We start from the raw sequence: 25914 nt of genomic DNA, 5'->3' as shown, positions 1-25914 counted from the left end.
CATGACCGTGACCGAGACCGCCCTCGTGACCACCGCCGACTCCCGCGGACGACGCACCCCGCCGATCCCCGGGCGCCGGCGCCGCTACACCGCGGATCAGGTGACGCTGCCCCGGGTGATCCTGCGCACCGCCGCCGGGTTCCTCGTGCTCGCGATCTTCGTGCTGCCGTACCTCATCATGTTCTTCGGATCGGTGAAGACGAAGGCGCAGATCCGCTCGGTCGACCCGACCTACCTCCCGGTGGAGTGGCACTGGGAGAACTACCTCACGATGTGGTCGACGCCCGAGACGCCGCTGCCGTACAACCTCGTCTCGACCATCGTCATCTCCGTGTTCGCGACGCTCCTGGTGCTGCTCGTGTCGCTCCCGGCGGCGTACTACACGGCCCGGTTCCGGTTCCCCGGCCGCATGGTGTTCCTGTTCCTCGTGATCGTGACGCAGATGCTGCAGCCGGCGGTGCTCACGTCGGGCCTGTTCCGGCAGTTCACCGTCCTCGGCCTCGGCGACACCTGGACCGCCATGATCTTCATCAACGCGGCCTTCAACCTGTCGTTCGCCGTGTGGATCATGCACTCGTTCTTCGCCGGCATCCCCAAGGAGGTCGACGAGGCGGCGCAGATCGACGGTGCCGGACGCCTGACGGTCCTGTTCCGGATCAACCTCCCGCTCGTCTGGCCGGGCATCGTCACCGCGATCGTGTTCACGTTCGTGGCCTGCTGGAACGAGTTCGCCGCCTCGCTGGTGATCCTGTCGACGGACAAGAACCAGCCGCTGTCGGTCGCCCTCACGAAGTTCGTCGGTCAGTACGAGACGAGCTGGCAGTACGTGTTCGGCGTCTCGATCGTCGCGATCCTCCCCGTCATCATCCTCTTCATGCTCATCGAGAAGCGTCTGGTGGGCGGCCTCACCGCCGGCAGTGTGAAGTAGCCCGTCCCCGTTCCCGTCCACCCCCCGGGTTCCCGGCCGGGGCCCCTGCACGACCGCGGCGCGCGTGCAGGGGTTCCGGGCGGATCCGGTCGTGCGCCCGTACCCGGATCGTGCAGCCGGAACATGCGAGGGGAGAGGTCAGGGGGCGGGATCAGGGGCGGGGGCCGCCGGCGCGGAGCTGCTCGGGGCTCCATCGCACGCCGAGGACGGCGGTGAGGGCGGCCTGCGCGGGGCCGGCGGAGGGGGCGACGCGCGGATCGGCGTACCGGATCGGGATGTCGGCGGTGCCGCGGGCCGGGTAGCCGCTCTCGGCCCGCACCCGTTCCAGGAACCGGGGGCCGAGCTCCGTCGCGGGGCCGCCGATGACGACCTCGATCGGATCGAGCAGCGCCCCGATGAGCTTGATGGCTCGGGCCAGCGCCCGCGCCCCGTCGTCGATCAGCGTCTGATCCGCCCGGGAGACGAGGGCACGGACCGCCGATGCGTCCAGGGCATCCGAGAACTCCTCGCCGAGCATCGGTCCCATCGCGGCCGCCGACTCCAGGCAGCCGCGACGCCCGCAGCGGCACGGACGGGCGGCATCGCCGAACACCACCTGCACGTGCCCGATCTCCCCCGCACGGTCGCGGGGTCCCGGTGCGAGCTCCCCGTCGAGGGTGACCGCGGCGCCGATGCCCCCGCCGCTGTGGATGAACAGGCGGTAGCCCGAGGGGGCGGCGTCCAGCCCGGCCTCTGCGATGGCCTCGGCATCGACGTCGTTGACGAGGAGGACCGGGACGCCCGCGATGCTCTCGAAGCGCTCCGCCAGCGGCACCTCGTGCCACTCCAGCTGCACGCTCTCCAGCACCGTGCGGCCGTCCGTCGTCCCCGGGACCTGGACACCGACCGCGAGCAGCCGTTCCCCGGAGGTCGCCACCACCTCCGCGACGGTCTCGTCCAGGACCCGGTCCCGCGTCTGCACGGTGTACGCGATGCTGCGGCGGTCGACCTCCGAGCCGTCGAGCGCGACGAGCGCCAGGTACGCGCTGGTCGGCTGCACGACGAGCACGAGGATCAGGTGGTGCTCCGCGTCGATGCTGAGGGTGGTTGCGCGCTTGCCCCCCGTGCTCACCGCCTGCTCACCCTCCGCGATCAAGCGGTTCTCGATGAGCTCGGCGACGAGGGACGACGCGGTCGCCGCCGTGAGGCCCGTCGTCCGCGCGATGCCGGCGCGGGTCTGGGAACCGGAGGCCTGGAAGACCAGCTGGAGCGCCCGTCGCAGGTTCGCTCGCCGAACCGCCGCCTGGGTGTCCAGCGCGTCGTCGTGGGTGAACATCTGCGGGTTCCTTCTCGGGGCCGAGGTCCGTCGATTGACAGCGCGCGTACCGCTCCGTACGCTCGGTCCGTTAGTTTATTCATTGAACTTAGTCAGCCCGAGCGTCGATCGGGAGGAGCATCGTGCGCTACCCCCAGATCCTAGAGCGCCCCGCGGATCGGGCACGAGCCGCGCAGACACCGAGCAACGGTCATGCCCGCGGCATCCGGGAGCGGAACCGCGCCCTGGTCCTCCGCACCCTCATGGAGCACGCGGCTCTCAGTCGCGCGGATCTGTCCCGGCTCACCGGCCTCGCCCGCCCCACCGTCTCCGAGGTCGTGCGCGACCTGCTCGCCGACGGCGTGATCCGGGAGAGCGGCCCGAGCCAGGAGTCCCGGCCGGGAAAGCCCGCCGTGATGCTCGAGTTCGACCAGCGTGCTGTCCAGGTCATCGCGCTCGACCTCTCCGCGCCCGACGACATCATCGGCGCACTGGCCTCGCCGGACGGCCGCATCACACACCGTCTCCACCGGCCGCGCACCCCGGACGCCGCCGCCGCCATCGCCGGTCTCGTCGCCGAACTGCGGGCGCTCGCCGACGGTCCGGCGCTCGGCATCGGCATCGGCGCGCCCACCGGCTCCTCCGCGCTGCTCGGTCTCGGACCTCGACTCGCGGACATCCTCGACGCGCCCGTGCACCTCTTCGACGACGCCGATCTCGTGGCCGACGCCGAGCAGCGGTTCGGCTCCGTCGGCACCGACTTCCTCCTCGTCCGCATCGGCAGCCGCATCGGCACCGCGATCCGCGTCGTCGGCGACGACGGCGCTCCGGTCGAACGCTCCATCGGGGCCCGCGAGCTCGCGCACGTCGGTGCGGGTGGCGACCCCGGCGCGCTGTGCCTGTGCGGCCGCGACGGCTGCGTTCACGCGTGGGCCGCGGCTCCCGCGATCGCCCGGCGCCTGAAGGCCCCGGGCACAGACCACGCGTCGGTGCTCACCGCCGCCGGCGCCCGGCTCGGCACGTCGCTCTCGGTCATCGCCGCCGCCGTCGACCTGCCCACGATCGTCCTGAGCGGTCCCGACGGGATCGTCTCCCCGGAGTTCCTGGACGCGACGGCCGCCGCGGTCCGTGCCGCCTCGCACCCCTCCCTCGGACCGACCGTGGTGCCGAGCGCGCTCGACGACGCCGTCCTGCTGGGCGCGGCGACCCGCGTGGTGGCCGCCGAGTTCAGCCCGCGCTGACGGACGCCCCCGTCGTCCGTCCCCTCCCGCCCGGAAGGGATGGGAGACTCGATCCCGCGAGGCGGCCGTCCGTCGTCTCGATCCGTCCTGGGAGGGGAATCCGCATGAAAGCACTCGTGATCGGCGCGACCGGCAGCATCGGCGGGGTGGTCGCCGCCACCCTCGACGTCCGGGGACACGAGGTCGTGCGGGCGTCCCGCTCCGGCGAGCAGAGCGTGGACGTGACCGACCCCGCCTCCATCCGCAGCCTCTTCGAGCGGGTCGGCCCTGTCGACGCCGTCGTGGTCGCCGTGGGCTCCGTACCCTTCAAGCCGCTCACCGATCTCGACCGCGACGACTATCTGGCCGCCTTCACCGGGAAGACCCTCGCGCAGCTCGACGTCCTGCGGGTCGCCCTCGACCACGTGACCGACGGCGGCTCCATCACCCTCACCAGCGGCGTGCTCGCGCGGGAGCCGATCGCGACGGGAGCGGCGGCGGCGATGGCCAACGGCGCCCTGGAGTCGTTCGTGATCACGGCGGCGGCGGAGGCCCCGCGGGGAATCCGCATCAATGCGGTCTCCCCCGACGTGCTGGCGAACTCCCCCGGGTACTTCTCGACCTTCCCCGGCCACCGCCCCGTCACCGACGACGAGGTCGGCCAGGCGTACGTGCGCGCGGTCGAGGGCATCGTCTCGGGGCGGGTGCTCCCCGTCTGATGGCGCTCTCCCTCACTCCCGTCCCCACCCTGACCACCGAGCGGCTGGACCTCGTGCCGCTCGGACCGGAGCATCTCGACGGCACCTGGGCGGCCCTGCAGGAGCCCGAGGTGCTGCGGCTGACCGGCACCCACGCGCGCTTCACCCGCGAGGGCGTCGAGACCTGGCTCCGGTCGCTCGCCGACCGGGACGACCGGGCGGATTGGGCGATCCTCCGTCGCGACGACGGCGCGCACATCGGCGAGGTGGTCCTCAGCGACCTGGACGAGGACAACGGCTCGGCCGGTTTCCGCATCGCCCTCGCCGGCCCGCGGTGGTTCGGCGCCGGATACGGGACCGAGGCGACGCGCGCGGTCATCCGGCACGCCTTCGACACCGTGGGACTGCACCGGGTGGAGCTCGAGGTGTACGCGTTCAACCCGCGGGCGCAGCGCGCCTACGAGAAGGCGGGCTTCGTCGTCGAGGGCCGGCGCCGGGAGGCGCTGCGCTGGGACGGCGAATGGGTCGACGCCATCGTCATGGGCATCCTCGCGGACGAGTGACTGCACGCCGGACGGGCGGGAGCGCAAGGGGGAGGCGGAGCACAGGTCCGTGACGGAGGATGAGGGCATGACCGACGCGCCGCTGTCTTCCCGTCCCTGGCTCCGCTCCTATGCCGAGGGCGTGCCGGCCGACATCGACGAGCCGACGCAGACCCTGCCGCAGATGCTGGCCGCCAGTGTCCGGCGGTATGCGCGCCGCCCCGCCCTCGAGTTCTTCGGCGCCATCACGACCTACCGGGAGCTCGGCGAGCAGATCGACCGCGCCGCGGAAGGACTCCGCCATCTCGGGGTCACGAAGGGCGACCGGGTGGCGCTGGTGCTGCCGAACTGCCCGCAGCACGTCGTCGCGTTCTACGCGGTCCTGCGTCTCGGGGCGATCGTCGTCGAGCACAACCCGCTCTACACCGCGCGGGAGCTGCGCCACCAGTTCGAGGACCACGGGGCCCGCGTCGCGATCGTGTGGGACAAAGTCGCCGACACCGTCGCGGGGTTCCCCGACGACCTCCGCGTCGGCCACATCGTGAGCGTCGACCTCACGGCGGCGATGCCCCTGTCGAAGCGCCTCCTCCTGCGACTCCCCGTCCCGAAGGCCCGGGCATCGCGGGCGAAGCTGACCGGCACGCCACGCGCGCGGCACCTGACGCCGTGGAAGAAGCTCGTGTCGCACCGCCGGCTCCCCCGCCGCACCCCCGGGCCGTCGCTGGGCGACACCGCCGTCCTGCAGTACACGAGCGGGACGACCGGGGTCCCCAAGGGCGCAATCCTCACCCACGCGAATCTGCGGGCCAACGCGATGCAGGGGCGGGCCTGGGTGCCCGGACTCCGCGACGGCGAGGAGACCTTCTACGCCGTGCTGCCGCTCTTCCACGCCTACGGACTCACCCTGTGCCTCACGTTCGCGTTGAGCATCGGGGCGAAGGTGGTGCTGTTCCCGGCCTTCGATGTGAGCCTGGTCACGGACGCCGCCCGCACGAGCCCGCCGACCTTCCTCCCCGCCGTCCCGCCCATCTACGACCAGCTGGCCCGCGCGGCCGCCCGCGGCACGGTGGATCTCTCGACGGTGCGGTTCGCGATCTCCGGGGCCATGAGCCTCCCCGTGGCGACGGTGCGACGCTGGGAGGAGGCCACCGGGGGACTGCTCGTCGAGGGGTACGGGATGACCGAGGCCTCCCCCGTCGCGCTCGGCAACCCGATGGGTCCGACGCGGCGCCCCGGCACCGTCGGCGTCCCGTTCCCGAGCACGGAGATCCGTGTCGTCGACCCCGACGACCCCGACGCCGACGTGCCCACGGGCGAGCCCGGTGAGCTGCTGCTGCGCGGACCGCAGGTCTTCCAGGGGTACTGGGGGCGCCCCGGCGAGACGGCCGAGACCCTGTTGCCGGACGGCTGGCTTCGCACCGGCGACATCGCCGAGGTCTCTCCCGACGGGTTCGTCACCATCGTCGACCGCCGGAAGGAGCTCATCATCACCGGCGGCTTCAACGTCGCGCCCAGCGAGGTGGAGAGCGCGCTGGAAGCCCACCCGGACATCGTCACGGCCGCCGTCGTGGGGCTCCCTCGGGCGAGCGGCGGCGAGGAGGTCGCCGCGGCAGTGGTGCTCCGCGAGGGCGCGGCGGCGGACATGGACGGGCTCCGCGACTTCTGCCGCACCCACCTGACCGCCTACAAGGTGCCGCGCCGGATCACCGCCGTCGACGACCTCCCCCGGTCGCTCATCGGCAAGGTGCTGCGGCGCGAGGTGCGCGACCGGCTGCTCGCCGAGCGCGGGGCCTGACGCGCGGTCTCAGCGCCCCTCGGCGGCCTCGGTGTGGTGGCGGATGACCTCGGCCACGACGAAGTTGAACCACTTCTCCGCGAACTCCGGGTCGAGGTGGGCGTCCTCCGCGAGCGCGCGGAGCCGAGCGACCTGCTGCTCCTCGCGGTTCGGGTCGGACGGCGGCATCGCGTGTTCGGCCTTGAGGTGCCCCACCTGCTGTGTGGCGCGAAACCGCTCCGCGAGCAGGAAGATCAGGGCCGCGTCGATGTTGTCGATGCTCGCACGCAGCCGGAGCAGTTCGGCCTTCGGATCCTCAGCGGCATTCATGCCCCTACTCTAGAGCCGCGGATCACCCGGCCTCCGACGAGGGGCACCGCTATCGTGTGCTCATGAGCAACGACCAGTCGCCGGCCTCCGCTCCGCACGACGGCCAGGGCGGTCCCGCCCCGCACGTCGTCCCCGTCGATGCCGCGCTCGTCGGCGCCGCGGCGGAGGCGCCCGACGCCGCCGCGAAGCCGTCCGTGCCCGTGGTGATCGAGCCGACCACGCCCAGCCGCTCGTTCTGGACGCGGATCGATCGCCCGTTCGTCTTCGGGTTCCTCGTGACCCTCGGCGGCCTCGGGGCGCTCGTGATCGGCCTCGCGCTGTCGAACCTCTCTACGGTCCTCATCTACATCGCCCTCGCCCTGTTCGGCGCCCTCGGCCTCGACCCGGCCGTCCGCTTCCTCGAGCGCCGCGGCCTCTCCCGCGCGCTCTCCGTCGTCGTGACGATCCTCGCCCTCATCGCCGTGGTCGCCCTCGTCCTCTGGATGATCGTGCCCATCGTCGTGGATCAGATCGCCGGGTTCGTGAAGTCGGTCCCCGGCATGATCCAGGACTTCACGAAGTCTGACCTCTACGCCACCCTCCACGACCAGTTCGGCGACCAGTTCCAGGACCTCGTGTCGGAGGTGCAGAAGTTCCTCTCCGACTTCGGCAACCTCGCGACGATCGGCGGCGGGGCGCTCCAGGTCGGCGCGTCCATCGCGAGCGGGATCTCGGGCGCGATCGTGGTGCTCGTGCTGACGCTGTACTTCCTCGCGACCCTCCCGGCCATGCGCCAGGGGATGCTGCGTCTGGTCCCGGCCCGCGACCGCGACCGCGCCGGCGACATCTCCCAGCAGATCACCGACTCCGTGGGCGGCTATGTGATGGGGATGGTCGTCCTCGCCTTCTGCAACGCGACCCTCGCCCTCATCCTCTACACCGTGCTGGGCCTGCCGTTCCCGCCGCTCATGGCCGCGATCGCCTTCTGCGTCACCCTCATCCCGCTCGTCGGCTCGGTGCTGTTCTGGATGATCGGCACCATCCTCGCGCTGTTCACGAACCCGATCGCCGCGCTGGTCTTCGCCGCCGTCTACCTCGTCTACATGCAGATCGAGGCGTACGTGCTCACCCCCCGGGTCATGAACAAGGCGGTGGCCGTGCCGGGCTCGCTCGTCGTCATTGGCGCCCTCGCCGGCGGCACGCTCCTCGGTCTGCTCGGCGCCCTCGTGGCCGTGCCCGTCACCGCCTCGATCCTCATCATCGTCAAGCAGGTGGTCGTGCCGAAGCAGGACTCCCGCACCTGACCCCCCGGGCACAACTTCGGAGATCCGGGGCGACACGCCGTGAGCCGGGGCTCCTCCGCGGAGTGTCGGGCGAGATCTCCGAAGCTGTGCACGCCGGCGGTCGAGAACGACGAAGCGCCCGACCCCTGAGGGCCGGGCGCTTCGCGGGGAGACGGCTCAGATGAGGTCGTTGTCCGTCAGCCACTGCTTCGCGATGTCCTCCGCCGACTTCTGGTCGACCGTGCTCTGCACGTTGAGGGCGACGAGCTCCTCGGCGGTCAGCTTGGCGCTGATGCCGTTGATGACGTCGGCGATCTCGTCGGCCACGTCGCTGGACGCGATCGGGACGACGTTCGAGGCCAGGATGATGTTCTCCGGGTCTTCCAGCGCCACGATGTCCTCGGTCTGGAATGCCGGGTCTGCCGAGTAGATGTCCGCGACCTGGATCTCACCGGCGAGCAGCGACTCCAGCGTCGTGGGACCGGTGGCCGAGAACGCCAGGTCGACGCCGTAGACCTCCTTGGCTGCGGCGGGACCGTACGGACGCTGCTCGAACTCCGGAGCCGCGCCGATCGTGACCGGGGTGGTGACGTCCGCGAGGTCCGCGATCGAGGTGAGGTCGTTCTCCTCGGCGAAGCTCTTGAGCACTGTGTAGGTGTCCTGGTCGGAGGCCTCGGCGTAGTCGAGCGCGGTGAGGCCGTCCGGGAGCGCGTCCTTCAGGGCCGCGTAGACGTCGTCCGGGCTGGTGGCGGTCGCATCCTTGTCCAGGTACTCGAGCAGGTTGCCCGTGTACTCCGGGAACAGGTCGATCGCCCCGGACTCGACGTCCGGCATGTAGGCGTCGCGCTGGCCGATGCTGAACTTCTCCTCGACGTCGAACCCGGCGGCCGTGAGCGCCTGCGAGTAGATCTCGGCGATGATCTCGTTGGAGTAGTACGCCTGGGAGCCGATGACGATGGTCTCGCCGCCGCCCGAGCCGGACTCCTCGGTCGGGGTGTCGAGGGGATTGCTGCTGGAGCACCCGGCCAGCACGAGCGCGGCGGTGAGCGCGACGCCGCCGGCAAGGGCGAAACGAGATGTGCGTGCGGTGAACATGGGACTTCCTCTTCTCTGGGGGACGATGCTGTGGGTCAGGCGGTCGCGACCGCGGGTGCGGTCGACCGAGTTCGGCGTCTTTGTGGACGCGTGCGCACGCCGCGGGGGACTGCGGCGTGCTGAGCGAGAGCGAGCAGGAGGTCGACGAGGAGCGCCAGCACCGCGACGAGGATCGCGCCACCGAGCACCTGATCGAAGCGGCGGAGGGGAAGGCCCTGGATGATCGGCCACCCCAGGCCGCCCAGATTCACGTAGGCCGCGATGGTGACGGTGGCGATGACCTGCAGCAGCGCCGAGCGGAGCCCGCCGATGAGCAGCGAGAGACCGAGCGGCACCTCCACCTTCCAGAACACCTGCCACTCGGTCATTCCCATGGCTCGGGCGGCATCGAGGACTCGGCGGTCGATCACCTCCAGCCCGGTGTAGGCGCCCGCGAGGAGCGATGGGATCGCCAGGAGGACGAACGTGATGACGGCGGCGACCGGTGTGCGGAGCACCCCGAGCAGCAGCACCAGAAGGATCAGGAGACCGAACGACGGAATGGCGCGCGCGGCACCGGAAATCGCTACGGCGACCTCGCGTCCGCGGCCTGTGTGCCCGATGAGCCACCCGAGCGGAACGGCGATGACCGCCGCGATCGCCACCGAGATCACGGTGTAGAAGATGTGCTGACCGAACAGCACCGGCAGCGCGTACGGGCCCGTCCAGCGGTCGGGTGAGAAGAGCCAGACGAAGGCGTCGGTGAAGAGGTTCATGCGGCCGATCCCATCGCCGCCGTACGACTCACGGCGGCCTTGGTCGCCGTCTTCGTCGCCGTGCGCGTCCACGGCATCAGGGCGCGCCCCGCCAGCACGAGAAGAAGATCGACGATCAGAGCGATCACGACGACGGCGACGACTCCGGCGAAGACCTCCTCGATGATGCGGCGCTGAAGGCCGTCGGTGAAGAGATAGCCGAGGTTCCGCACGCCGATCAGCACACCGACCGTCGCCAGCGAGATCGTGCTGACCGCGGTGACCCGGAGCCCGGCGAGGATGACCGGTCCGGCGAGCGGGAACTCCACTGCCCAGAACCGTCGGAAAGCGGCGAAGCCCGTCGCGGTCGCCGCCTGTCGCACGTCGTCGTCGACCGAGTCCAGGCCGTCGGCGACGGCCCGGACGAGGATCGCGATCGCATAGATCGTGAGGGCGACGATGAGGTTCGGTTCGTTGATCGCGGAGTAGCCGAGCACCGCGGGAAGGAGGATCAGCAGCGCGAGCGACGGGATCGTGTAGAGCAGGCCGGTCAGCGCGATGATCGGTCCCCGCACCAGCCGATAGCGCCATGCCACCCAGCCGAGAGGAAGGGAAAGGACGAACCCGAGCACGATCGGGATCACGCTCTGGCGCAGGTGCACCGCGGTGAGCTCGAGGATCAGCCCGAGGTTGTCGCCGACCCAGTTCACGGGGCCGCCTTCACCGTGTCGGCTCCGTCGACCACGCCCTCCGGCGCATCGACGATGGCCCCCTGGGTGCGGCCCTCGGAGTCGACGACCACGGTCCCCCGCGGGGTCTGCTTGAGGTGCAGCGCGCGGCGGCCGCGGTCGGCCCCGATGAACGAGGAGACGAAGTCGTCGGCCGGATTCTCGATGATCTCGCTCGGACTGCCCACCTGCACGATCCTTGCGCCCTTGTCGAGGATGACGACCTGGTCGCCGAGGAGGAAGGCCTCGTCGATGTCATGCGTGACGAACACGACCGTCTTGTCGAGCTCGTGCTGCAGCCGCAGGGTCTCCTGCTGGAGGTCGGCGCGGACGATGGGGTCGACCGCACCGAACGGCTCGTCCATGAGGAGGATGTTCGGATCGGCGGCGAGTCCGCGGGCCACCCCGACGCGCTGCTGCTGACCACCCGACAACTGACTCGGGTACCGGTCGGCGAGCGCCTGGTCGAGGCCGACGGTCGTGAGCAGCTCACGGGCCCGCTCATGCGCCTGCGTGCGCTTCACCCCGTTCAGCCGCAGCACGGTGGCCACGTTGTCGATGACGGTGAAGTGCGGCATCAGCCCGGAGTTCTGCATCACATAGCCGATGCGCCGGCGCAGGGCGACCGGGTCGCCCGAGAGCACGCTCTCCCCGTCGATCTCGACCTCCCCCGACGTCGGCTCCACCATGCGGTTGATCATCCGGAGCAGGGTGGTCTTCCCGCAGCCGGACGATCCGACGAACACGGTGGTCTTGCGGGAGGGCAGCACGAGGCTGAAGTCGTCGACGGCGAGCGTCCCGTCGGGGAAGCGCTTCGTGACGTTGCGGAACTCGATCATGAGGATGTTTCTCCGACGGTCATGCGGACGTGCGGTCGTGCGGGACTAGGCCGAGACCTCGACGCCCGGGGCGAAGGCGACGTAACCGGAGAAGTCCTTGCCGACGCGATCGAACGCCGACGGATACGGATGCGGATACGACCACGCGAGATCCTTGTGCAGCTCTCCGCCGACCTGGACGGAGTAGTACTGGCACTCGCCCTTCCACGGACACGTGTATGGGGTGGGGCTCTCGACGAGGACGTCCGGCGCGACGGATGCCGGCGGGAAGTACCAGTTCCCCTCGATGCGGATGAGGTCGTCCTGGTCGGCCTCGGCGATGACGTTTCCTGCGAGTACAGCCTTCATGGTCCTGCCTCCTCGGATGTGGGTTCGAGCGTATAAGACGGGTGCGACATCCGGCACCGGGTGGCGCGCGGGGTCGTCAATCTGGGACACAATGCGCGTTCTGTTCGTCACGCGACCCGAATCGGATTGCCCGGATCAGGCCGAGTCGCGGCCGTAGCCCTCCAGCAGCCGCAGCCAGATCTCGCTGATCGTGGGGTAGGAGGGCACGGCGTGCCAGAGTCGGGCGATCGGGACCTCGCCGACGATCGCGATGGTCGCGGCCTGCACGAGCTCGGCGACCTCGGGGCCGACGAACGTCGCACCGATCACGACGTCGCGGTCGGTGTCGACGACCAGGCGCGCCTGCCCGGCGAACCCGTCCTCGTACAGGCTCGCGCCCGCCACCCACCCGAGGTCGTAGTCGACGACGCGGACGGCGGTGCCGGCGTCCTTCGCCGCCGCCTCGGTAAGGCCGACGGACCCGACCTCCGGGATCGAGAAGGTGACCTGGGGCACCGCGGCGTGGTCGGCCGTGGCGACGTGACGGCCCCAGGGTGCGTCGTCCACCGCGTCGCCCTTCGCCCGCGCGACGATGACGTCGCCCGCGGCGCGCGCCTGGTACTTGCCCTGGTGGGTCAGCAGCACGCGGCCGTTGACGTCGCCGACGGCGTAGAGCCAGTCATGCCCGGGGACGCGGAGGGTGTCGTCCGTCTCGATCCAGCGGCCCGGCTCGAGCCCGACCGCCTCGAGCCCGATGTCGGCGCTGCGGGGAGAGCGTCCGGTCGCGACGAGCACCTCCGCCGCGGTCACCGTCTCGCCGTTGTCGAGAGTGATCGTGACCCGCTCACCGTCGCGGTGCACCGCCGTCGTGCCGGTGTCGGTGCGGACGTCCACGCCGAGCTCACGCAGGCCGTCGGCCACCCGCTCTCCGGCGAAGGGCTCCATCCCGCCCAGCAGCCCGCTGCGCGCGAGCAGCGTCACCGACGAGCCGAGTGCGGCGTACGCGGTGGCCATCTCGACCGCGACCACGCCGCCGCCGATGACCGCGAGACTGTCGGGCAGCTCCTCGGCGCTGGTCGCCTCGCGGCTCGTCCAGGGCGAGGCCTCCCGCAGACCCTCGATCGGCGGGATGACCGCATCCGAACCGGTGCTGATGGCGACCGCGTGACGCGCGCGCAGCACCCGGGTGCCGCCGTCCTGGTCGCTCACCGTCACCTCGCGCTCGCCGGTCAGCCGGCCGTGCCCCCGGGCGAGGTCGATGTGGGCGGATTCCAGCCACTTCACCTGCCCGTCGTCGGACCAGTTGCTCGTGAAGGAGTCGCGACGCTCGAACACCGCGCGCACGTCGAGGGACCCGGTCACGGCCTGCGCGGCGCCGGCGACGTGCTGCGCGGCACGGAGCGCCTGGGCCGAGCGGAGCAGCGCCTTCGACGGCATGCACGCCCAGTACGAGCACTCTCCGCCGACGAGCTCGCTCTCCACGATGATCGCGGTGAGACCGCCCTGCACGGCACGGTCCGCCACGTTCTCCCCGACCGGACCACCGCCCAGCACGATGAGGTCGTATTCGTCGGTCTTCTCGGCAGCAGTCATGCTCGCCCCTCTCGTGGCCGCGGCGGTCCGTGGCCCAGTCTCGCTCATGAGGAACGTCGAGTCACGGGTGAGTTGTTCCCGTCCGCCGATATACCCGTCCTTCCCGGGTTCGGTTCGGGGTTCCGAAGTTCCGGTGCACGACCCGGGGACAGATGCACGACGTCCCTTCCTCCGACGTTCCGGATTCCGACGTTCCGGATTCCGACGTTCCGGGTTCCGACGTTCCGGGTTCCGACGTTCCGGATTCCGACGTTCCGGATGCACGACCTGAGGACGGCCGCACGACTCGGATGGGACGATCCGCCGGCAGCCGTGCCCCGGTCGTGCATCCGAAACCTGAACGACCGGGACTGCCCGGACCAGCCCGGGGGGTGGTTCGATCCCAGCCGAGTCGTTCTTCGTGGTCCCGTCAGAGAGGTCCCGTCAGAGAGGTCGGGTCAGAAGGGTCGGGTCCGACGTTCCGGATGCACGACCCGAGGACGGCCGCACGATCGGGACGGGGCGACTCGCCGGCAGACGTGTCCTGGTCGTGCATTCGAACCAGGACCGACGGAGTCGACGGGACGGACGGAGTCGACGGGACCGGCCGGGACGGCCCGGGGGTCAGGCGACGGAGGGGACGGGGCGGGGGTCGGCGAAGGCCCGGGGATAGGCGCGACGGAGGGCCACGACGATGAGGGTCGCCGCGGTCACCTTGATGAGGTCGCCCGGGAGGAACGCCAGGGTCGAGAGGGCCGTGAGGTCGAGGGGAACGCCGGTGACCAGTGCCTGGACGGGGATGCCGAAGGCGTAGACGACGAGCACACCGCCGACGAAGGCCGCGACCGCGGTACGCCACCAGGTCAGGCGGCCGGTGCGCATGAGGAGTCCGATGACGACGACGCCCGCGATCCAGCCAAGCAGGTACCCGGCCGTGGGGCCGACGAAGACCCCGAGACCTCCGCGCCCACCCGCGAGCACCGGAAGGCCGACCGCCGCGAGCACGAGGACGAGGGCGACCGACCACGGAGCGACCCGCGGGCCGAGGACGAGACCGGCCAGCATGACGGCGAGCGTCTGTCCGGTGATGGGCACCCCGCCGGGCAGCGGGACGACGACCGTGCCGAGCACGATGATGAGCGCGGCGAAGACGGCGACGCGGCCGAGGGTCGCGGAGGTGTCGCGAGGGGTGGATGCCATCGGGTGTTCCTTCCTGAACGGTGTTCACCTGAACACCGTTCACCAGGGTAGAGGTGCCCGCGCAGCCCGCGCAAATCACTCCGCAGCGGGCGCCACGCTCCTCGTCCGCGGGGCGAGGACGGCCGCTACCGCACCGATCGCCGCGGCGAGCGCGAAGACTCCCGCGAACGCATCCACTCCGGCAACGGCCCCGAGCGCGACGAAGAGCGAGCCCGTGACGGCGAGGGCGAGCGCGCTTCCGAAGGAGTCGGCCACGGTCATCGCCCCGCTGTTGAACCCCTGTTCCGCCGGGGAGGACATCGCGAGGACGAGCGCACTGGATCGCGGGCTCATCAACCCCATGCCCGCACCCGCGACGACCCAGGCGAGGGCGGCGAGCAGCGGGGTGGCCTGCGTGATCGTGATCACCAGGATCAGCGCGATCCCGATGACCACGAAGACCGTCCCCACCCGCACCGCGGTCACGCTCGACAGGCGCTCACCCATCCGCCCTTGAACGGTCGCCGCCGCCGACCAGGCGAGCGCACCCCCGGTCAGCGCGAGCCCGGCGAGGGTCGGCGACAGCAGGTACCGATCGGTGAGCAGGTACGGCAGGTAGATCTGCGCCCCGAAGAACGCCGCCGCCCCCAGACCGCGCACCAGGATCACCGACGGCAGGCCCCGGCGGGCGACGAGCGCGCCCCGCGGAAGGAGCGGGCGCACCGCCCCGATCGCGACCACCACCGCGGCTGCCGACAGGAACGGCCCGGCGACCGGGACCTCGCCCACGAGGTCGAGGGCGAGCACGGCGGAGGCGGCGAGCACCGACCACCCCAGCCGCCCGAGAGCCCACGGCGTGGTGGCGTCTCCGCTGCGCGCGAGGCCGCGGAGGGCCGGGACGACCATCAGCAGCGCGAGCACGACGAGCACCACGACCCCGAGGAAGACCCAGTGCCAGCTCCACACCTCCGTGACCGCACCCGCGATCGTCGGACCGATCAGCGAGGGGATGACCCACGCGGCGGCGAACCCCGCGAAGATCGCCGGATGCAGGGACGTCGGGTACACCCGGGCGACCACGACGTAGAGAGCCACCATGAGTCCGCCGTTGCCGAGCCCCTGCGCGAAGCGTCCCGCGACGAGGACCTCCATGCTCGGCGCGAGCCCCGCGACGAGCAGCCCCACGGTGAACAGGGCGACGGACGCGTACAGCGGCACCACGGGACCCCGCCGATCGGACCAGTTGCCGGCGACCACCATGCCGATCACGCTCGTCGCGAGCGGGCCGGCGAAGGCCAGCGCGTACAGGCGCTCACCGTGGAGGTCGGCGCTGACCGCCGGCATCACCGTGGTGACGGCCAGCGATTCGAAGGCGCCGAGGAACACGAGGGCGCACGCGCCGATCGTGATCCAGACGTACTCGCCGCCGAGGATGCGGGGCGGGGCGGTCGCGGACGGCGCGGCGGGCCCGGTCTCGGTCGTCATGAGGACGACGCTAGAACCTCAAGAATGGTTGAGGTCAAGTCCCGGATGGACGCGGGTCCGGCACGGAGTCAGCGGAGCGGGAGGATGCTCGTCGGCGCGGGAGCCTGCGCCTCGTGCCGGACTCCGAGCGGTGCTCCCGTCCGCTCATCGAGGTCGAGCAGCGTGACGGTGTCGGAGCGCTGACCGGCGACGAGGAGCTTGCCCTGGTAGACGAGGTGGTGTCGCGGCCAGTCGACTCCGGAGTCGGCGAGCGCGACCGGTTCCAGGGCCTCGCCGCTGCCGCGCACCCGCAGCGCCGCGATGGTGTTGCTGCCGCGGAGGGCTGTATAGAGGAACTGGCCGTCCTTCGAGCGGGCGAGCTCGGCGGGGAAGTCCACGCCGATCTGCGCGATGGGGCTGGCCGGAGCCGAGGAGACGACGTCCCAGGTGCCGTCGGCGGCGGCCGCGAGCGTGAAGACCTCGCAGGAGTACTCGGTCACGACGTGCAGGTGACCACTCGGATGCACGACCATGTGGCGCGGACCGGTGCCGCGCGGAAGCACGACCTCCTGGTCGAGGACGAGCCCGGGGCCCTGCAGGCGCCAGAACCGGACGAGATCGAAGCCGAGGTCGGTCGTCGCCACGCGGCCGTCCGGCAGGAAGGCGGCGGCGTGCGCGTGAGATGCGCGGCCCGCGGCGCCGTACGGGTCGACCGCCGCGATGCCGTCCCCGGCGGGCGTGGCCGGGGCCGCATCCGGATCGCCGTCGCCGAAGAGGGCGGCACGCAGGGCTGCCGCCGCGTCCTCCTTCGCCGGCACGAGACGACCATCCGCGGCGAGCGCGAACCGGACGACCCGCCCGTCGCCGTAGCAGCTGGCGACGAGCGTCTGGCCGTTCGGCGACACCGCGAGATGACAGACGCCGTCCCCCGTCGGCACCGGATCGCCGAGCGGCGTCAGCGCCAGCTCCCCGGTGCGCGCGAACGCCTGCACGGCGGCATCGCCCTCCAACGCCGCGTACACGACGTCGAGGGACGGATGCGCCGCGAGCCACGACGGCGACGGCGTCTGCGTCACGGGTCCGCGGTAGGCGAGCGTCGTGGCCTCACGGCCCTCGTCGCCTGCCAGCACGCCGATCCCCTCGGCGGAGCCCTCCATCGCCGGGCCGTAGCCCCCGAGCCAGAACCGCGTCATGCCGGTCAGTCAAGCAGGTCGTGGCGCACGATCACCTGATCGCGCTCCGGACCGACGCCGATCACCGAGATGCGGGTGTTGCTCATCTCCTCCAGCGCGAGCACGTAGTCCTGCGCCGTCTGCGGAAGGTCCTCGAAGGTGCGCGCGGTCGAGATGTCCTCGCTCCACCCGGGGAAGTACTCCAGGATCGGCTTCGCGTGGTGGAAGTCGGTCTGGTTCACCGGCACCTCGTCGAACCGCTCCCCGTCCACGTCGTAGGCCACGCACACCGGGATCTTCTCGAGCCCGGTGAGGATGTCGAGCTTCGTGAGCACGAGGTCGGTGATGCCGTTGATGCGCGTGGCGTACCGGGTGATGGGGGCGTCGTACCAGCCCACGCGGCGCGGACGCCCGGTCGTGGTGCCGAACTCGAAGCCCTGCTTGCGCAGCCACTCGCCCTGCTCGTCGAACAGCTCGGTCGGGAACGGACCGGAGCCGACGCGGGTCGTGTAGGCCTTGACGATGCCCACGATGCGGTCGAGGGCGCCGGGGCCGACCCCGGAGCCGGTCGAGGCGCCGCCGGCCGTGGCCGAGGACGAGGTGACGAACGGGTAGGTGCCGTGGTCGATGTCGAGCATCGTGGCCTGGCCGCCCTCGAACACGACGACCTCGCCGCGGCTCAGGGCCTGGTCGATGAGGTAGCCGGTGTCGGCGACCATCGGGCGCAGACGCTCGGCGTAGGAGAGCAGGTCGTCGACGATCTCATCGCACGTGACGGCGCGGCGGTTGAAGACCTTCACCAGAAGGTGGTTCTTCTGGTCGAGGGCGCCCTCGACCTTCTGGCGCAGGATGTTCTCGTCGAAGAGGTCCTGCACGCGGATGCCCACGCGGTTGATCTTGTCGGCGTAGGCCGGACCGATGCCGCGGCCGGTAGTGCCGATGTTGCGCTTGCCGAGGAAGCGCTCGGTGACCTTGTCGAGCGTGCGGTGGTACTGGGTGATGATGTGCGCGTTGGCGCTGACCTTGAGCCGCGAGACGTCGATGCCGCGGGCGGACAGGGCCTCCAGCTCGGAGAAGAGCACCTCGAGATCGATGACCACGCCGTTGCCGATGACCGGATTCACGCCGGGCGACAGGATGCCGGAGGGCAGCAGGTGCAGGGCGTACTTCTCGTCGCCCACGACGACGGTGTGCCCGGCGTTGTTGCCGCCGTTGAACTTCACCACCCAGTCGGTGCGCTCACCGAGCAGATCGGTGGCCTTGCCCTTTCCTTCGTCGCCCCACTGCACGCCGACGATAACGATTCCTGGCATGGGTAACCCCTTGGCTTTCGCCGGGTTTGCACCGGCCGATGAGCTGGCCCTCTTCGGGCGCTCCCATCCTATCGGCAGGCCTCGGACAGCCCCCGGGAAGGCCGTGACCCACCCCTTCCCGTGCGCCCCACCCCCTTGCGAACGTACGAAAAGGGGTGGGACGGCCGGAAGGGGGTGGGTCGGCGATCAGACGAGGAGCGCGTCGGCCTCGAGGTAGCGCTCGAGGGAGTCGTCGAGCTCGTCCAGCCACGGGGTGTGGTGTGCGGCGGCGAGCGTCCCGGTCATGACCGAGGGGTACACGCGGTCGCGGTAGCCCATGATGTCGGCCTTCTTGTCGTGCTTCCAGGCGAGGAAGATCTCCACGACGCGATCGAGGTCGAACGCCGGATAGTCGGTGCACTCCAGCAGGTCGCGGATGTAGTCCGCCTGGAAGCGGATCTCCGTCGCCGCCGAGTCGATCTCCGCGAATCGCTTCCGCCACGCGGCGATGGACGCGGCGCGCTCGCCCGCGTCGGGCAGGGCGATCCGGCCGAGGATGACGTCGCGCACGAACCACGCCTGCGCGTCGAACATGTTGAACGTGAACCACTGGTCCTGCGCGCCGAGGTAGGCCAGGCGCGGGTTGCCCTGCCACAGCACGCCCCGGTACAGCCCGTCCGGGTAGACGTTGTTCGGCGAGGACAGGGCGAGCTCCGCGGGCAGGAACGGGTACTTGTGCAGGTAGCCGGTGCAGAGGATGACCGCGTCGACCTCCTTCGAGGTGCCGTCGGCGAAGTGCACGGTGCGGCCCTCGAAGCGCTCGACGCACGGGCGCTCCTCGAAGCCCTCCGGCCAGTCGTAGCCCATCGGCGCGGTCCGGTAGCTCGCGGTGACCGAGCGGGCGCCCATCTTGAAGGCCTGGCTGCCGATGTCCTCCGCCGAGTAGCTCGACCCGATCACGAGCACGTCCCGCCCGGCGAGGGCCTCCGCGCCCCGGAAGTCGTGCGCGTGGGCGACGGAACCCGGGAAGGTCTCGATGCCGTCGAAGTGCGGCACGTTCGGGAAGGAGAAGTGCCCGCTGGCCACGACGACCCGGTCGAACTCCTCCGTGGTCGTGCGCCCGGTGGGCAGGTGCTCGCTGGTAAGACGGAACACCTCGCGGTCCTCGTCGAACTCCACCCAGCGCACCGCGGTCTCGAAGCGGATGAGGTCGCGCACCTGCGTCTTCGCGAGGCGCCCGGCGATGTAGTCCCACAGCACCGGACGCGGCGGGTACGACGAGATCGGCCGTCCGAAGTGCTCGTCGAAGGTGTAGTCGGCGAACTCCAGGGCCTCCTTCGGGCCGTTCGACCACAGGTTGCGGTACATGCTGGAGTGGACGGGCTCGCCGTACTCGTCCAGCCCGGTGCGCCAGGTGTAGTTCCACTGGCCGCCCCAGTCGGCCTGCTTCTCGAAGCAGACCAGTTCGGGGATCTCCGCCCCCGCACGGGCTGCGGATTCGAAGGCCCGCAGCTGCGCCATCCCCGAGGGGCCGGCGCCGATGATCGCTACTCGTTCACTGTTCGTCACGTATCGTCCTCAAACTCTTCCGTCATGTATCGGGCGCAGCCGTATCCGGGAGAGGAGGACAGTTCTTCCCCGGTGGGAGCGGAACGCTCGACCTGCCCGGACAGTGGCTGCTCTTCGACGTTAGCAGTGCCCCGCGGCAACGCTGGCGGGAATGCGACGACGGCTGTCGCTTCCGCGCATCGCCGATGTCGGCGGCCGGTGCCAGGATCGGACGGTGCGACAGGACATCAGGGCATCGGAGCGACTTGACCCGCAGGGCTCGCCGGCGCGATCGCGCGGCGCCCTGGTCCTGCTCGCGGCCGCGGTGACGGTGGTGCTCTGGGCCTCGGCCTTCATCGGGATCCGTGGCGCAGGGCCGCACTACGACCCCGGGGCCTTGGCGCTGCTGCGCATGGCCGTAGGCACCCTCGTGCTGACGATCATCGCGCTACGGCACGGCATCCGGCTCCCGGAGCGCCGCCACTGGCTGCTGATCGCCGCGTGGGGAGTCGGATGGTTCTGCATCTACAACCTGGCCCTCAACAGTGCCGAACGGACCCTCGACGCCGGCACCGCCGCGATGGTCGTGAACCTGGCGCCGCTCATGGTCGTCGTCTTCAGCGGTCTCTTCCTCCGGGAGGGATTCCCCCGCCCCCTGGTGATCGGCGCCCCCATCGCCTTCCTCGGGGTGGTCCTCATCGGCATGAACTCCACCAGCAGCACCGGCCCCGACCTCACGGGCCTCCTGCTGGCCCTTCTCGCCGCGGTCATGTACGCGGGGTGCACCCTGCTGCAGAAACACCTGCTCACCTCGGGGGTCGACGCCACCACGCTGACCTGGCTCGGGGCGGCCGCCGGCACGATCGCCCTGCTTCCCTGGCTCGGCGCGTTGATCGCCGACGTGCAGACGGCGCCCCTCGACGCGACGCTGTGGGTGGTCTACCTCGGCATCTTCCCCACCGCCATCGCCTTCACCACCTGGGCGTACGTGCTGCAGCGCAGCACCGCGGGGAAGACCTCCGCGACGACCTACGTGGTCCCGGCCCTCGCCATCCTCCTGTCGTGGCTGATCCTCGGGGAGGTGCCCACCCCGCTCATGTTCGTGGGCGGCGCGCTGTGCCTGCTCGGCGTGCTCATCACGCGCATGCGCGGGCGGCGCTCGCGCTGAGCGCGCCGCCCGCGCGGGTCGAGGTCGGCGCGCTCAGGATGCGATTACGCTGGTCGGCGGAGGGGCGCGCCGTTCGGGCCCGCGTGTGACCGAGGGAGACGAAGACCGATGACCGACGCCGACGCGCAGACCCCGCCGACGATCTCCGCACCCCCGCCGCCGCCCGCGTCCGCCGCGCCGATCGCCGCCGCGGCCCCCGCCGCCGCTCCGACCGACGCCGAGATGGCGCGCGCCGGTGCCGTGCTGCAGACGATCTCGGACGCGTACTCCGCGAAGATGGTGGGCCAGGAGCGCCTGCGCACCAGCCTGCTCGTGGCGCTCATCGCCGGCGGCCACATCCTCCTGGAGAGCGTGCCCGGCCTCGCCAAGACCACTGCCGCCAGCACGCTCGCCGACACCGTGAAGGCGAAGTTCAAGCGCATCCAGTGCACGCCCGACCTCCTGCCGAGCGACATCACGGGCAACCAGATCTACGACGCCGCGACGGGCAGCTTCCGGACGGTGCTCGGCCCCGTGCACGCGAACTTCGTGCTGCTCGACGAGATCAACCGCTCCAGCGCCAAGACCCAGAGCGCCATGCTCGAGGCGATGCAGGAGCACCAGACCACCATCGGCGGCGAGATCCACCCGCTGCCGAAGCCGTTCCTCGTGATCGCGACGCAGAACCCCATCGAGCAGGAGGGCACCTACGAGCTGCCCGAGGCGCAGATGGACCGGTTCCTCCTCAAGGAGATCGTCGAGTACCCGAGCCCGGCGGAGGAGTTCGAGATCCTCAGCCGCATCGACTCGGGAGTGCTCGACCCCGACCGGCACGTGCACAGCGCCGTCACGCTGGATGACGTGCACCTGCTGCAGGACGTCGCGAGCCGCATCTACGTCGACCCCGCGATCCGCAACTACATCGTGTCGATCGCGTATGTGACCCGGAATCCCGCGCCGTACATCGGGGAGGAGCGTGCCCGCTTCATCAAGTACGGCGCGAGCCCTCGGGCCAGCATCGCCTTCCTCCAGGCCTCCCGCGCCCTCGCCCTCCTCAGCGGCCGGACCCACGTCCTTCCCGAGGACATCCGCGCCCTGCGTCACCTCGTGCTGCGGCACCGCGTGCTGCTGACGTTCGAGGCCGACGCCGAGGGCATCCGCAGCGAGGAGATCATCGATCAGATCTTCGCCGCCGTGCCCACCCCCTGACCCGCCGACACGTTCAGGGATCCCGCGCCCGATGCCCAGCCTCATCACGCAGGTGAAGAGCAAGCTCTTCATCCACTCGAACCGCAAGTCGCTGCACGCGCTCGACGGCGCCTACGCGTCGTTGCTGCACGGGCGGAGCCTCGACTTCGAGGACCTGCGCAAGTACGAGTACGGCGACCAGGTGCGCGACATCGACTGGCGCGCGACCGCCCGCCTCGGCACACCGTTGGTCAAGCGGTCGCGGGCCACGCGCATGCACACGGTGATGTTCGTCGTCGACACGGGACGCTCGATGACCGCTCTCGCCGCGGACGAGCGCTCGAAGAAGGACCTGGCGATCCTGGCGACCGGAGCCCTCGGGGTGCTGACGCTCAGGCACGGCGACGACTTCACGGTCGTCTACGGCGACGCCTCCCGCGTCCGCCGTCTGGCCCCGGGGCGCAGCGAGGGCGCCCTCGAACACGCGCTGCGGACGATCGACCGCGCGGTCGACGACGCGGCGGCCCCCAGCGATCGCGACGCCCTGCTGTCCTTCGTCACGCGGACGATCGCGCGGCGCATGATCGTCGTCGTGCTCACCGACGAGGCCCCGGTCACCACCGAGACCGAGCGCCTGCTGCGCCGCCTGCGTGTGCAGCACGACGTGCTCTGGCTCACCCTGCGCGACGCCGAACCGGTGCTCGACCACCGTTCCGCCCGGCTGCGCGCCGACGTCGACAGCCTCTGGGAGGTCCCCGATTTCATCCAGGGCGACCGCACGATCGTGAACGAGCTCGGTGCGCAGCGTGCGGCCGACGCCGCCCGGCTCGCCGACCTGCTCACGCGGATGGAGATCAGCCACGCCGCGCTCGACGGTCAGGACGACGCCGTTCCCCAGCTGCTGCACCTGCTGAACCGGAGGTCCGATGCCCGGTTCTGACGAGCTCTACCCGCCCGCGCAGTACGGGTGGGGATGGATGCTGCTCGCGCTCGGCATCCTGGCCCTGCTGATCGTCGGCACGTGGCTGCTGTTCCGGCTCACGCGCCCCCGCACCGCCGCCTCCGGAGCGGCCGCGGATGCGGGGCAGCCGTCCACGCTCGACGTGCTGTCCGCCCTGCGCTCGGAGTACCTCGACCGCATCGACCGCGTCGAGCACGACTACCGGGACCGCCGTCTCTCCGCGCGGCAGGCGAACCTGGAGTTGAGCCGCGTCGTGCGCACGTTCGTCAACGAGTACAGCGGTCTGGAAGCACCGGTGCTCGCCCTCGACGACCTCGTCTCCCGCGGCGTGCACCCGGCGCTCATCGACGCGATGGGCCGCCACTACTATCCGAGCATCTTCCGGCAGGGACCCGCCATCGATCCGGTCGCCGGCGCCGAAGCCGCCAGGACGGTGGTGCGCGCGTGGCACTAGCGAACGTCTGGATGCTGGTCCTCGCCGCGGCGGTCGTCGTCGCCGCGGTGGCGATCGGTCTCGCCGTCGGCCTGCGCCGTCACCGGGACCGGCGCGCGGCGGACACCGCTCGCGTGGCCAGGGCGGAGCGGCTGCGAGCGCTGCCGTCCTTCCGCCAGGCGCTGTCCCGTCGCGCCGTCGCCCTGACGGGTCTGCTCGCCCTCGGTGCGGGGGCCGCGCTGGTCGCCGGCGTCGTGGCCGCGCGTCCGATGTCCGCCCAGACGATCCAACCCGTCGACACGAGCCGCGACATCATGCTCTGCCTGGACGTGTCGGGGTCGATGTCGGAGGTCGACGTCGAGGTGCTCTCCGTGTTCGACGAGATGCTCGACGGCTTCGAGGGCGAGCGCATCGGCCTGACGATCTTCAACAGCTCTCCCGTGCAGATCTTCCCCCTCACCGACGACTACGACTTCATCCGCGAGCACCTCGCGAGCATGATGTCGAGCTTCGACTACGTGGACGAGATCCCGGAGCACTGGCTGGGCACGCTCAACGGCGACGGCGCCTCGCTCATCGGCGACGGACTCGCGGCCTGCACCATGGGCTTCGATCACCCGGACGACGACCGGTCGCGGTCGGTGATCTTCGCGACGGACAACGAGATCAACGGCGCCTCGATCGTGACGCTCGATGAGGCCGCGGCGTATGCGGCCTCGAAGGACGTGCGGGTGTTCGCGATCAACCCGGTCGAGGGCAAGGACGCCGACGTCAGCGCCGAGCTGGCCGCCGCCGCCGAGGCCACGGGAGGCGCCGCCTACGGGCTCCGCGACACGACCACGGTCGCGGACATCATCGACGAGGTTCAGAAGCAGGAGGCCACGGCACTGCGCGGCGAGGCGCAGGTGGTCTGGACGGACACCCCGAACCTGTGGATCGCCGTCCTGTCGGTCCTCGCGCTCGGCTTCGTCGTGCTGGTCTGGAGGGTGCGCCTGTGATCTTCCAGCCCGTGCTCCCCGTGTTCCTCATCCTGCTGCTGTGCGCCGGTGTCGCCGGCGTGGCCGTCTGGATGCTCGTGCGCGCTCCGCGTGCCGGGGGCGAGGTTGTGACCGACCGACGTGCTCTCGCCGTGCATCGGTCCCTCTGGGCGCTGCGCCTCGTGATGGTGCTCGCCTGCGCCGTGATGCTGCTGCGGCCGGGGCTCCCCGGAGGCTCCACGCAGACCCTGGCGACCGACACCGACATCGTGCTCGTCGTCGACACCACCGCGAGCATCGTCGCCGAGGACTGGGACGACGGCGCCCCCCGGCTCGACGGTGTGCGCGCCGACGTCCGTGCGCTCGTGGAGGAGTACCCCGGCGCCCGCTTCGCCCTCGTCACCTCGGATGCGGCCGCCGAGCTGCGGATCCCGCTGACCACCGACACCACGGCCCTGCTCGGCTCCCTCGACGTGCTGCGCCCCGAGGTCACGAGCCAGTCGCGCGGCAGTTCGATCGGCGTGGCCGCTCCGCTGCTGAGCGAGACCCTCGCGGCCGCGGCGGAGTCATCGCCGGACCGTTCGCGCATGGTCTTCTACTTCGGCGACGGCGAGCAGACCACGGGCTCCGCCCCGGAGTCCTTCGCCGACAGCGCGCGCTACACCGACGCCGGAGCCGTCTTCGGATACGGGACGGCGGAGGGCGGACCCATGCGCGTGACGACGGGCGGCCTCGATCAGAGCGACTCCGAGTACATCCAGTACCAGGGTGCGGATGCGCTGTCCGTCATCGACGAGGGGAACCTCGAGACGATCGCCGGGCAGCTGGGCGTCGGATACGAGCACCGGGAGGCGGGGGTGGCTCCCTCCCTCCCCGCCGCACCGTCGAGCACCACCGCCTACGCCGACGCCGGCGAGGTGGGGAACGTGATCGAGCTGTACTGGGTCGCCGCGCTGGTCGTCCTCGCCGCGCTCGGCGTGGAGCTCACGCGCGCGACGATCCTGGTCGCCCGGCTCCGCGGGCTGCGGGCTCCCCGCTCGGCACGGCCCGCTCCACTCGACACACCCTGACAGGCCCCGAGACCCCGGGGATCCGTGCGGGTACGGCGTGTACTCCGCGTCCGGTGATGGTATTGTGTTACCCGCCGGAGGCTTCTATGACTTCGGCGGGGGTTCGTCGGAACGAACCGCCGCGGTCCGAGCATCTCTGG

At 71.0% G+C, this 25914-nt stretch carries 26 protein-coding genes; 12 read left to right on the top strand and 14 right to left on the bottom strand.

Annotated elements, in window-relative coordinates:
* The first annotated feature begins 1 nt into the window (after position 1).
* Entirely contained in the window at positions 2-928 is a 927-nt protein-coding gene (locus CJ226_RS05085; protein ID WP_025104200.1) for a carbohydrate ABC transporter permease, read from the top strand.
* A 151-nt stretch (positions 929-1079) separates the two neighbouring features.
* Here the strand turns inward: CJ226_RS05085 and CJ226_RS05080 are convergent, their stop codons facing one another.
* Positions 1080-2243, bottom strand: coding sequence for an ROK family protein (locus CJ226_RS05080; RefSeq protein WP_102208501.1), 1164 nt, complete (start codon positions 2241-2243; stop codon positions 1080-1082).
* 122 nt (positions 2244-2365) lie between these two features.
* Here CJ226_RS05080 and CJ226_RS05075 point away from each other — a divergent pair, with 122 nt between their 5' ends.
* From CJ226_RS05075 to CJ226_RS05060, 4 genes are all read left to right on the top strand, one after another.
* Complete coding sequence (locus tag CJ226_RS05075) at positions 2366-3463, top strand: ROK family transcriptional regulator (protein WP_102208500.1); 1098 nt, start codon at positions 2366-2368, stop codon at positions 3461-3463.
* 104 nt (positions 3464-3567) lie between these two features.
* Positions 3568-4161: a short chain dehydrogenase gene (locus tag CJ226_RS05070; protein WP_102208499.1), complete on the top strand. Its 594-nt coding sequence runs from the start codon at positions 3568-3570 to the stop codon at positions 4159-4161.
* Positions 4161-4703 carry a GNAT family N-acetyltransferase gene (locus tag CJ226_RS05065; protein WP_102208498.1) on the top strand — a complete coding sequence of 181 codons (543 nt, stop codon included), beginning with the start codon at positions 4161-4163 and terminating at the stop codon, positions 4701-4703. The genes CJ226_RS05070 and CJ226_RS05065 overlap by 1 nt, the downstream gene beginning before the upstream one ends.
* Positions 4704-4770: 67 nt before the next feature.
* Positions 4771-6477: a long-chain-fatty-acid--CoA ligase gene (locus CJ226_RS05060; RefSeq protein WP_102208497.1), complete on the top strand. Its 1707-nt coding sequence runs from the start codon at positions 4771-4773 to the stop codon at positions 6475-6477.
* Positions 6478-6486: 9 nt separating this feature from the next.
* On the opposite strand, the gene CJ226_RS05055 is transcribed toward CJ226_RS05060, so the two are convergent.
* A complete protein-coding gene (locus CJ226_RS05055; RefSeq protein WP_102208496.1) occupies positions 6487-6786 on the bottom strand; it encodes a chorismate mutase in 300 nt (99 codons plus the stop codon).
* Between the two features lie 62 nt (positions 6787-6848).
* Between CJ226_RS05055 and CJ226_RS05050 the strand changes: the two genes are divergently transcribed.
* Complete coding sequence (locus CJ226_RS05050) at positions 6849-8069, top strand: AI-2E family transporter (protein ID WP_102208495.1); 1221 nt, start codon at positions 6849-6851, stop codon at positions 8067-8069.
* Positions 8070-8225: 156 nt separating this feature from the next.
* Here CJ226_RS05050 and CJ226_RS05045 read toward each other — a convergent pair whose 3' ends face one another.
* The 12 genes from CJ226_RS05045 to CJ226_RS04990 form a co-directional block, all read right to left on the bottom strand.
* Positions 8226-9143, bottom strand: a complete 918-nt coding sequence (locus tag CJ226_RS05045; RefSeq protein WP_102208494.1) for an ABC transporter substrate-binding protein — start codon at positions 9141-9143, stop codon at positions 8226-8228.
* Between the two features lie 35 nt (positions 9144-9178).
* Positions 9179-9898, bottom strand: coding sequence for an ABC transporter permease (locus CJ226_RS05040; RefSeq protein ID WP_062637570.1), 720 nt, complete (start codon positions 9896-9898; stop codon positions 9179-9181).
* Positions 9895-10587, bottom strand: a complete 693-nt coding sequence (locus tag CJ226_RS05035; protein WP_062637571.1) for an ABC transporter permease — start codon at positions 10585-10587, stop codon at positions 9895-9897. The genes CJ226_RS05040 and CJ226_RS05035 overlap by 4 nt, the downstream gene beginning before the upstream one ends.
* Entirely contained in the window at positions 10584-11444 is an 861-nt protein-coding gene (locus CJ226_RS05030) for an ABC transporter ATP-binding protein (protein ID WP_062637573.1), read from the bottom strand. Before CJ226_RS05030 ends, CJ226_RS05035 begins: the two co-directional genes overlap by 4 nt.
* A 45-nt stretch (positions 11445-11489) precedes the next feature.
* Positions 11490-11792, bottom strand: a complete 303-nt coding sequence (locus CJ226_RS05025) for a DUF427 domain-containing protein (protein ID WP_062637575.1) — start codon at positions 11790-11792, stop codon at positions 11490-11492.
* A gap of 135 nt (positions 11793-11927) precedes the next feature.
* Positions 11928-13364: an NAD(P)/FAD-dependent oxidoreductase gene (locus tag CJ226_RS05020; RefSeq protein ID WP_102208493.1), complete on the bottom strand. Its 1437-nt coding sequence runs from the start codon at positions 13362-13364 to the stop codon at positions 11928-11930.
* A gap of 44 nt (positions 13365-13408) precedes the next feature.
* Positions 13409-13693: a hypothetical protein gene (locus CJ226_RS18640; RefSeq protein ID WP_102208492.1), complete on the bottom strand. Its 285-nt coding sequence runs from the start codon at positions 13691-13693 to the stop codon at positions 13409-13411.
* Between the two features lie 274 nt (positions 13694-13967).
* Positions 13968-14543: a biotin transporter BioY gene (locus tag CJ226_RS05010; RefSeq protein WP_062637579.1), complete on the bottom strand. Its 576-nt coding sequence runs from the start codon at positions 14541-14543 to the stop codon at positions 13968-13970.
* 75 nt (positions 14544-14618) lie between these two features.
* Entirely contained in the window at positions 14619-16007 is a 1389-nt protein-coding gene (locus tag CJ226_RS05005) for an MFS transporter (RefSeq protein ID WP_102208491.1), read from the bottom strand.
* A 68-nt stretch (positions 16008-16075) separates the two neighbouring features.
* Entirely contained in the window at positions 16076-17179 is a 1104-nt protein-coding gene (locus CJ226_RS05000; RefSeq protein WP_102208490.1) for a beta-propeller fold lactonase family protein, read from the bottom strand.
* A 5-nt stretch (positions 17180-17184) separates the two neighbouring features.
* A complete protein-coding gene (locus tag CJ226_RS04995; protein WP_062637585.1) occupies positions 17185-18471 on the bottom strand; it encodes an adenylosuccinate synthase in 1287 nt (428 codons plus the stop codon).
* Between the two features lie 186 nt (positions 18472-18657).
* Entirely contained in the window at positions 18658-20019 is a 1362-nt protein-coding gene (locus CJ226_RS04990) for an NAD(P)-binding domain-containing protein (protein ID WP_102208489.1), read from the bottom strand.
* Between the two features lie 214 nt (positions 20020-20233).
* Here CJ226_RS04990 and CJ226_RS04985 point away from each other — a divergent pair, with 214 nt between their 5' ends.
* The 6 genes from CJ226_RS04985 to CJ226_RS04960 all read left to right on the top strand — a co-directional run bounded on the left by CJ226_RS04985 (position 20234) and on the right by CJ226_RS04960 (position 25774).
* Positions 20234-21166 carry a DMT family transporter gene (locus CJ226_RS04985; protein ID WP_257996522.1) on the top strand — a complete coding sequence of 311 codons (933 nt, stop codon included), beginning with the start codon at positions 20234-20236 and terminating at the stop codon, positions 21164-21166.
* Between the two features lie 180 nt (positions 21167-21346).
* Positions 21347-22354: an AAA family ATPase gene (locus tag CJ226_RS04980; RefSeq protein WP_374754523.1), complete on the top strand. Its 1008-nt coding sequence runs from the start codon at positions 21347-21349 to the stop codon at positions 22352-22354.
* A 31-nt stretch (positions 22355-22385) separates the two neighbouring features.
* Positions 22386-23273, top strand: coding sequence for a DUF58 domain-containing protein (locus CJ226_RS04975; RefSeq protein ID WP_062637589.1), 888 nt, complete (start codon positions 22386-22388; stop codon positions 23271-23273).
* Positions 23260-23748 (top strand): hypothetical protein, encoded by a 489-nt coding sequence (locus CJ226_RS04970; RefSeq protein WP_062637591.1) that lies wholly within the window; start codon positions 23260-23262, stop codon positions 23746-23748. The genes CJ226_RS04975 and CJ226_RS04970 overlap by 14 nt, the downstream gene beginning before the upstream one ends.
* Positions 23739-24725 (top strand): VWA domain-containing protein, encoded by a 987-nt coding sequence (locus CJ226_RS04965; protein ID WP_257996521.1) that lies wholly within the window; start codon positions 23739-23741, stop codon positions 24723-24725. The genes CJ226_RS04970 and CJ226_RS04965 overlap by 10 nt, the downstream gene beginning before the upstream one ends.
* On the top strand, positions 24722-25774 hold the full coding sequence (locus tag CJ226_RS04960) for a VWA domain-containing protein (RefSeq protein ID WP_102208486.1): 1053 nt from the start codon (positions 24722-24724) through the stop codon (positions 25772-25774). The genes CJ226_RS04965 and CJ226_RS04960 overlap by 4 nt, the downstream gene beginning before the upstream one ends.
* Positions 25775-25914 lie beyond the last annotated feature (140 nt).

It is taken from the genome of Microbacterium sp. UMB0228, assembly GCF_002871415.1.
GTDB lineage: Bacteria > Actinomycetota > Actinomycetes > Actinomycetales > Microbacteriaceae > Microbacterium.
This window is presented reverse-complemented; position numbering and strand designations above follow the sequence as displayed.

Bases quoted from the DNA above. Each gene is read 5' to 3' on its own strand.
- CJ226_RS05050 (WP_102208495.1), top strand. From the start codon at position 6,849: ATGAGCAACGACCAGTCGCCGGCCTCCGCTCCGCACGACGGCCAGGGC.
- CJ226_RS04995 (WP_062637585.1), bottom strand. From the start codon at position 18,471: ATGCCAGGAATCGTTATCGTCGGCGTGCAGTGGGGCGACGAAGGAAAG.
- CJ226_RS04970 (WP_062637591.1), top strand. From the start codon at position 23,260: ATGCCCGGTTCTGACGAGCTCTACCCGCCCGCGCAGTACGGGTGGGGA.
- CJ226_RS05070 (WP_102208499.1), top strand. From the start codon at position 3,568: ATGAAAGCACTCGTGATCGGCGCGACCGGCAGCATCGGCGGGGTGGTC.
- CJ226_RS05060 (WP_102208497.1), top strand. From the start codon at position 4,771: ATGACCGACGCGCCGCTGTCTTCCCGTCCCTGGCTCCGCTCCTATGCC.
- CJ226_RS05025 (WP_062637575.1), bottom strand. From the start codon at position 11,792: ATGAAGGCTGTACTCGCAGGAAACGTCATCGCCGAGGCCGACCAGGAC.
- CJ226_RS05080 (WP_102208501.1), bottom strand. From the start codon at position 2,243: ATGTTCACCCACGACGACGCGCTGGACACCCAGGCGGCGGTTCGGCGA.
- CJ226_RS05085 (WP_025104200.1), top strand. From the start codon at position 2: ATGACCGTGACCGAGACCGCCCTCGTGACCACCGCCGACTCCCGCGGA.
- CJ226_RS05020 (WP_102208493.1), bottom strand. From the start codon at position 13,364: ATGACTGCTGCCGAGAAGACCGACGAATACGACCTCATCGTGCTGGGC.
- CJ226_RS04975 (WP_062637589.1), top strand. From the start codon at position 22,386: ATGCCCAGCCTCATCACGCAGGTGAAGAGCAAGCTCTTCATCCACTCG.
- CJ226_RS18640 (WP_102208492.1), bottom strand. From the start codon at position 13,693: ATGCACGACCGGGGCACGGCTGCCGGCGGATCGTCCCATCCGAGTCGT.
- CJ226_RS05040 (WP_062637570.1), bottom strand. From the start codon at position 9,898: ATGAACCTCTTCACCGACGCCTTCGTCTGGCTCTTCTCACCCGACCGC.
- CJ226_RS05010 (WP_062637579.1), bottom strand. From the start codon at position 14,543: ATGGCATCCACCCCTCGCGACACCTCCGCGACCCTCGGCCGCGTCGCC.
- CJ226_RS05030 (WP_062637573.1), bottom strand. From the start codon at position 11,444: ATGATCGAGTTCCGCAACGTCACGAAGCGCTTCCCCGACGGGACGCTC.
- CJ226_RS05055 (WP_102208496.1), bottom strand. From the start codon at position 6,786: ATGAATGCCGCTGAGGATCCGAAGGCCGAACTGCTCCGGCTGCGTGCG.
- CJ226_RS05000 (WP_102208490.1), bottom strand. From the start codon at position 17,179: ATGACGCGGTTCTGGCTCGGGGGCTACGGCCCGGCGATGGAGGGCTCC.
- CJ226_RS05005 (WP_102208491.1), bottom strand. From the start codon at position 16,007: ATGACGACCGAGACCGGGCCCGCCGCGCCGTCCGCGACCGCCCCGCCC.
- CJ226_RS05045 (WP_102208494.1), bottom strand. From the start codon at position 9,143: ATGTTCACCGCACGCACATCTCGTTTCGCCCTTGCCGGCGGCGTCGCG.
- CJ226_RS05065 (WP_102208498.1), top strand. From the start codon at position 4,161: ATGGCGCTCTCCCTCACTCCCGTCCCCACCCTGACCACCGAGCGGCTG.